General features: G+C 49.8%; 3 protein-coding genes and 1 tRNA gene. 1 reads left to right on the plus strand and 3 read right to left on the minus strand.

Annotation, left to right across the window (positions count from 1 at the left end):
- Nucleotides 1–492: 492 nt before the first annotated feature.
- The 3 genes from K2H17_RS05190 to lepA form a co-directional block, all read right to left on the minus strand.
- Nucleotides 493–2,088 carry a hypothetical protein gene (locus tag K2H17_RS05190; RefSeq protein WP_300132230.1) on the minus strand — a complete coding sequence of 532 codons (1,596 nt, stop codon included), beginning with the start codon at nt 2,086–2,088 and terminating at the stop codon, nt 493–495.
- A 391-nt stretch (nt 2,089–2,479) separates the two neighbouring features.
- Entirely contained in the window at nt 2,480–4,279 is a 1,800-nt protein-coding gene (locus K2H17_RS05195; protein WP_300132232.1) for a hypothetical protein, read from the minus strand.
- 332 nt (nt 4,280–4,611) lie between these two features.
- Nucleotides 4,612–6,399, minus strand: a complete 1,788-nt coding sequence (lepA, locus tag K2H17_RS05200) for a translation elongation factor 4 (protein WP_300132235.1) — start codon at nt 6,397–6,399, stop codon at nt 4,612–4,614.
- A gap of 251 nt (nt 6,400–6,650) precedes the next feature.
- Between lepA and K2H17_RS05205 the strand changes: the two genes are divergently transcribed.
- Nucleotides 6,651–6,724: transfer RNA gene (locus K2H17_RS05205), tRNA-His, on the plus strand.
- Nucleotide 6,725 lies beyond the last annotated feature (1 nt).

Here is a 6,725-nt window from a genome sequence, read left to right on the forward strand (position 1 = left end):
CGAGCCGCTTTTGCGGTTAAAAAGCATCCGTCTGCGGGGCAGGCGAGCCGCGTTAGCGGCGGGTAGAATCCAGGCCACTGCAAGAGCCCCCAGCGGGGGTTCGCAGCTGTGGTTAAACGCCACATCCCTAAACAAGCTGAGCGCCGTAGGTGCGATACTGTTTCGCACCTACGGCGCTCTTTTATTTTTTCGGGTGGTTGGAACCACAGCTGCGGACTCCTACGGAGCCCTTGCAGTGGCCTGGATTCTACCCGCCGCTGACGCGGCTTTGCCTGATAGGATTCAGCCCCGCAATCGCTGATGACTTTCTACTGCGGTCCGGATTCGCCACACCGCTGACGCGGCTTGCCTGATAGGATTCTGCCCCGCAATCGCTGACGGCCATTGACGTGGGCCGGGTATGATTTACAGCTAAAAAAATCGGCGGCCTCGCGGGAGGTCGCCGATTCGTATTCTGTTTTATATGTCTGATGAAATCAGAATATTCGTTGGTTAGCGGACAAGCACTTTGACTGCCTTTGAACCCTGACGCTTGATGTAGATGCCGGGGGTAAGGTTTTCGCCGTTGACACGCACACCCTGGAGGTTGTACCATTCAACAGGAGCGTTTTCGTCAACAACAACATCCTCGATGCCTGATTCGGATTCTGAGAGACTCCAGTTTGCAGCAACGAATTTGCCGGTACCGAATGTGATATGGAAATCCACACGGTCGTTGTAATATTTTACATTCGAGAAGCTCGGATTATAATATACACCTGGGTTTTCCTGTACGGCGACACCTTTCACATAAGTTTTAAATGTTTCTCCATCAGGGAGCTTGACGGTTACAGACTTACCGGAAGTATTATCTTTGGCGATATAATCATCAGCCACGCGGATGCTGGCGGTTGCAACCTGACCTCCGTCTGTCGGATTAGCAACATCAGCCTTGTCATAAATAGTGAACGGAATGTTATAGCCTGAATTTCCGAAATTGTAGATTACGATTGTATTTTCATCAACCTGATCCACATAGGTCGGCACTGTTTCATAAACACTTGAAGCATTGTTAAAGATAGCATAGTCCATTGAGACTTCACGACCCTTGGGAACAGCGGGGCCTTCAGCCTCAATCACCACATAACCGGTCTGGTCACCGAACTTGGTGTCGATATAAACTTTATATCTTGCTGACTGAATAGTTTCAGATCCTTCGATCACAGTGGCATAGCTACCGGCGATTTTCACAGCAAGCGCACCTGTTTTTGTCTGACCGGAAGCATCCTGAAGGTTGAATGTTGCCCCCTCAATGGTCTGATAAGATTCCGGATCAGCAGTGCTCACACCATCAGTGAACACGATGGAAGCCTTTCCGTCAGCACCGGCACTACCCACATTGAATGTCAGACTGGCCTCTGAACCTGCAAAATAGCTCAGTTTGAAAGAATTGCCACTGCCAATTTCAACCGGGCTGAATGAGCTCTTGAACATTTCAGCGCCTGACGCTGTCTGATAAGCCACATCGACACCTTCTCGGTCCTCGACAACAGAAAAATTAAAGACAGCGGCACCATACTCACGTCTTGAATCCGTCAAGTCAGGACCATTCGGAGTCTTATAGGAGAAGTAAGTCACCATACTCACCTCATACTCGGCCAGTCTTTGAGTCTGTGTCAAAGTCTCGCTTTTCAGGACCGCACCGTTGAGTTTTCCATTGATACATGAATACAACAGCCCGTCAACCTTAGCCTGATTCATCTCTTCATTGGCATCCTTATACTCCTGGATAGTGGTGAGATTGAACCGGCAGCTATTTCCATCTCCATCTTTAAGGACATTCAGACCGGCCACCTTTATATCCGGGAAAGCAAGCACACCGTCCTTGATGGTAAACTTCAGATCGTATGCCGAATTCTGATATTTCTTCAGAGTATAGGATCCGTCTTCGTTCTTCACTACTTCATTTGTAGTCGGGCAAAACAATTCTTCCTGTAACTCGGTAGCGACAGTGCTCTGTATCTTATGATACTTGACAGTCACCTCGTCTGCCTGAGCGGCAGCCCCGCCGATCAACAAGCCAACAACCGGGAGTAAAAACTTTTTCATAAGCAAAAAGTGTTAGATTGAGTTTAGATTAATTATAAATTTGAAAGCAATTTCTGCGTCTGACCGTAAAGGTGAGAAGTTTTTTTTTGTTTTGCAACTTTTTGTTACAAAATTTTTAATTTTATTGGAATTTTGTTCATTTCGGCGACAAAACCCACCGTCTCCCGCCGTTTTTCCCTGTCAATATGCCAGTTTACTCCTCCGGCCCGTCATCCCGCCCCGTTTTGGTCCGACACGCCTCCCCTCCGGTCCGCTCCACAAAAAAACGTCCGGCAGTTTTCGGAAAAAACTGCCGGACGATATTCTTAGAAGTGTTGCAAAACCTGCTACACGGTTGATTCCAACGTAATTGCGGTGGTTGTTGCAGAACTATGATTCCCGGTAGGTATTCTTATTTAACAAGCACTTTCACGGTCTTTGAACCCTGGCGCTTGATGTAGATGCCGGGGGCGAGGTTTTCGCCGCTCACGCGGACTCCCTGGAGGGTGAACCATTCGGCAGGAGCGTTTTCGCTGTCAGTGATGACATCGGCGATACCGGACTGGTCGGCCTTCGATTCCCAGGTGATTTTATAATTGGGGCCACTTACACCCTTAAAATATATATTATAGACCTTGCGGGTCTTGTCACCGTCTTTGTAATGACAGACATCCGGCATGCCCCAGAAACCAAGATTAGGATTGTTGTCATAAACCTCGATCTTAGGATTGCTGATGACCAAAGGCTTTCCATCCTTGACCGGGAGATTGGTTTCAAGCACCGAGCTAAGATAGTCAGGAATGATCACTACCTTTTCCTCAGAACTTACAACCGTATTGCCTTTGTCGTCTTTCGACTCAGCCCATTTGCAGAAAGCAGGATCAATATCAAGTTCCTGGAATGCATCAAATTGATCATAAGAGGTAGGCGGCAGAGGTTCTCCAAGCAGGAAGGGCACATTGAATCCGGAACCGAACAAGTCATAGACAGTGAAATTGTTATCGTCAACAATTTCTATATTGCTGTCAAACTCTCCAAGGTCTTCCCAATTGTATCCTTTGCCCATGACAGACAGCATCACTTTATAGGCCTCGCCCTTTTCCAGAGGTCTGCCGTTAAACTCGAATACATTGTAACCGGTGACATCGCCTACTTTAATATCAATATAAGCCTTGTAATGAGCCTTGTTGAGAGAGATTTCCTCAAGCTGTTCGGCATAGCATCCGGCAGGACGGACCATCACCTGACCGGTCACGGTCTGATTGTCGGCTGTCAGGAGGCTGTAAGTGGCTCCTTCGAGGGGCTGATATTCATCAGGGTTGCCGCTGAATGCGCTTGTAAACGCGATCGCCGATTTGCCGGGAGCAACTTCCTTGCCGGTTGCATACAGACCGAGGGCCACGCCTGAATTCATGAAGTTATAGACGTTGGTCGAGCGGTCTTCCTTGTGGAGAATGATGCTCTGAGTGTCCTGGAAGAGTGTGTTGTCGGAAGAGTCGACATAATGGACATTGACCGGATCGTTGGAAACCGTCATGTCAAAAATGGCATAGGTGTGGATATGTGATTCCGAATAATAGGGATTCTCATCACCAAACTCATCAAACTTATTGCCGAAAGGAAGAGTGGTTTTCAATGCGATCCACACACGATAGTGCTTACCTTTGTCGTCCTCGCCCTGGAAAGATGCCACACTGAGATTGCGGAATATAATCAAAGGGAAAGAAAGTTCTTTCTTAGGAATAGGGACAAATTGTCCGAGGTTATAATACACCAGCCCGTCTCTCGGCCAGATCTTATACATGTAGGATTCATCGCTTCCCGGTTTCTTGACCTCATACATGGCCTCAGCAGAGGTTTCGACTGACTGTGTGTAGACCGGCGGTGTGAAGTCGAGCACCGGGGCTTCCCAGACCTCTGCCGGGAACCAGCCCTTGACACTTTCCAATCCATTATAAACCTTTCGGTTACCGATCGAGAAGGTCAGGTCCAGCTCTGAATTAAGAAATGACTTGACAGTATAGGATCCATCCGAGTTGACCACTAACTCCTGATTGACAGGATCATAAAGTTCGTTATTGATATACTCTGTCTTGTCAAAATCCGGCTTCCAATATGGATCCGAATCCCACAAACGAACAGTAACCGTCTCCGCCTGAGCAATCCCGACACCTAAAAAGAGTCCGGCCATCGGGAGTAAAAATTTCTTCATAACCAGAAATATTATTAATTTGAGTAATTGATTTAAGGGTCAATCAAGATGTTGATACTTTTTCCAAAACAACGGACGTAAAGTTGAGAAGTTTTTTTGTCTTTTACAACTTTTTGACACAAAAATTAAGCATTCCTTCAAATTTTGTCAGCAATAAGCATTTATAAGCATCGCAACGCCCCAAATCAGCCGTCAATATGCCAGCCCGGTCAAAAAATTCAGTTTCCGGATCCAATCAACAACACAGGACGTGGAGACTGCGGCTCTGCGCTGTCTCCACGTCCTGTGTTTCCTGTGCTATATATATTATATAGGTGTAGACTCCGTTTTTCCTAATCGAGTTTGAGCACGGCGAGGAAGGCCTTCTGCGGCACTTCGACAGAGCCGATCTGCTTCATGCGCTTCTTGCCTTTCTTCTGCTTTTCGAGAAGTTTGCGCTTACGCGAGATGTCACCGCCATAACACTTTGCGGTCACGTCCTTGCGCACAGCCTTGATTGTCTCGCGGGCTATGATCTTGGCGCCGATCGCGGCCTGGATGGCAATGTCGAACTGCTGACGCGGGATCAGTTCTTTCAGCTTCTCGCACATGCGGCGTCCGAAGGTGACGGCGTTGTCGACATGGGTGAGGGTCGAGAGTGCGTCGACGCTTTCGCCGTTTAGCAGAATGTCGAGCTTCACGAGTTTTGACTCGCGGAAGTCATGGAGATGATAGTCAAACGAGGCATAGCCTTTCGAGATGCTCTTCAGCTTGTCATAGAAGTCGATGACGATTTCGCCCAGAGGCATGTCGAAGATCAGCTCCATGCGGTTGCCGGAGATGTATTCCTGCTTCACCAGCTCGCCGCGTTTCGAGAGACAGAGGGTCATGATCGGACCGATGTAGTCGGCGGCGGTGATGATCGAGGCGCGGATATAGGGTTCTTCGATGTGGTCGATCAGCGTGGCTTCAGGCAGGCCGGAAGGATTGTGGACCTCGGTCATGTTGCCGTGTTTGTCAAAGACGCGGTAGGACACGTTGGGGACGGTCGTGATGACATCCATGTCGAATTCACGGCCCAGACGCTCCTGGATGATTTCCATGTGGAGCAGGCCGAGGAAGCCGCAGCGGAAACCGAAGCCGAGAGCCATCGAGGATTCGGGCTGGAAAGTCAGCGAGGCGTCGTTGAGCTGAAGTTTTTCGAGCGACGAACGGAGGTTTTCGAAATCCTCGGTCTCGATCGGATAGACACCGGCGAAGACCATAGGCTTCACTTCCTCAAAACCGTCGATCGCGGCCTCGCAGGGGGCGTTGACATGGGTGATCGTGTCGCCGACCTTTACTTCCCTTGATGTCTTGATGCCTGATATGATATAGCCCACATTGCCTGCCGAGAGTTCCTGACAAGGCTGCATGTCGAGCTTGAGCACTCCGATTTCGTCGGCGTTGTACTGCTTGCCGGTGGCCACGAACTTCACGAAGTCGTTTTTGCGGATCGAGCCGTTGACAATCTTGAAATAGGCGATGATGCCGCGGAAGGGGTTGAACACCGAGTCGAAGATCAGGGCCTGCAACGGTGCCTGCGGATCGCCCTTGGGCGCGGGGACACGCTCCACGATGGCTCGGAGGATGTCAGGCACACCGATGCCGGTCTTTCCGCTGGCGCGGATCACTTCCGAGGGGTCGCAGCCGAGCAGGTCGACGATCTGGTCCTCTACCTCGTCGGGCTTGGCGCTGTCAAGGTCTACTTTGTTGATGACGGGGATGATCTCAAGATCGTTGTCGATCGCCATGTAGAGATTGGAGATGGTCTGAGCCTGGATGCCCTGTGAGGCGTCGACAATCAGAAGCGCACCCTCGCAGGCTGCGATCGAGCGCGAGACTTCATAGGAGAAGTCGACGTGTCCCGGAGTGTCGATCAGGTTGAGTATGTAGTCCTCGCCGTCGAGATGGAAGTTCATCTGGATCGCGTGGCTCTTGATGGTGATGCCGCGCTCCCGTTCCAGATCCATGTCGTCGAGCACCTGAGCCTGGAGGTCCTTGGCTGCCACAGTGTTGGTATACTCAAGCAGACGGTCGGCAAGTGTGCTCTTGCCGTGGTCGATATGTGCTATGATACAAAAGTTGCGGATATTCTTCATAATTGACCGCAAATTTAGTGATTTTTTTCAACATTTCACCACCTAATAAATACAAAGATCATTACGCACGGCGGGAATCCGCCGTCCGATGCGGCCTCTGCCGCCACCCGATCCCGGCTTCCAGGTCATGCGGGATCCGGCTTCAGGCCATTTCAATCGAGATAGCAAATGTAAAATAATGTAAAAATTCACGGAAAAATTTGGAGGTTCCGAAAAAACGTCCTACCTTTGCAGCGCAAAACCAAAACATGGTGAGCATAGCTCAGTTGGTTAGAGCGTCGGATTGTGGTTCCGAAGGTCGTGGGTTCGACCCCCACTGTTCACCC

It is taken from the genome of Duncaniella sp., from assembly GCF_029054785.1.
Lineage (GTDB): Bacteria > Bacteroidota > Bacteroidia > Bacteroidales > Muribaculaceae > Duncaniella.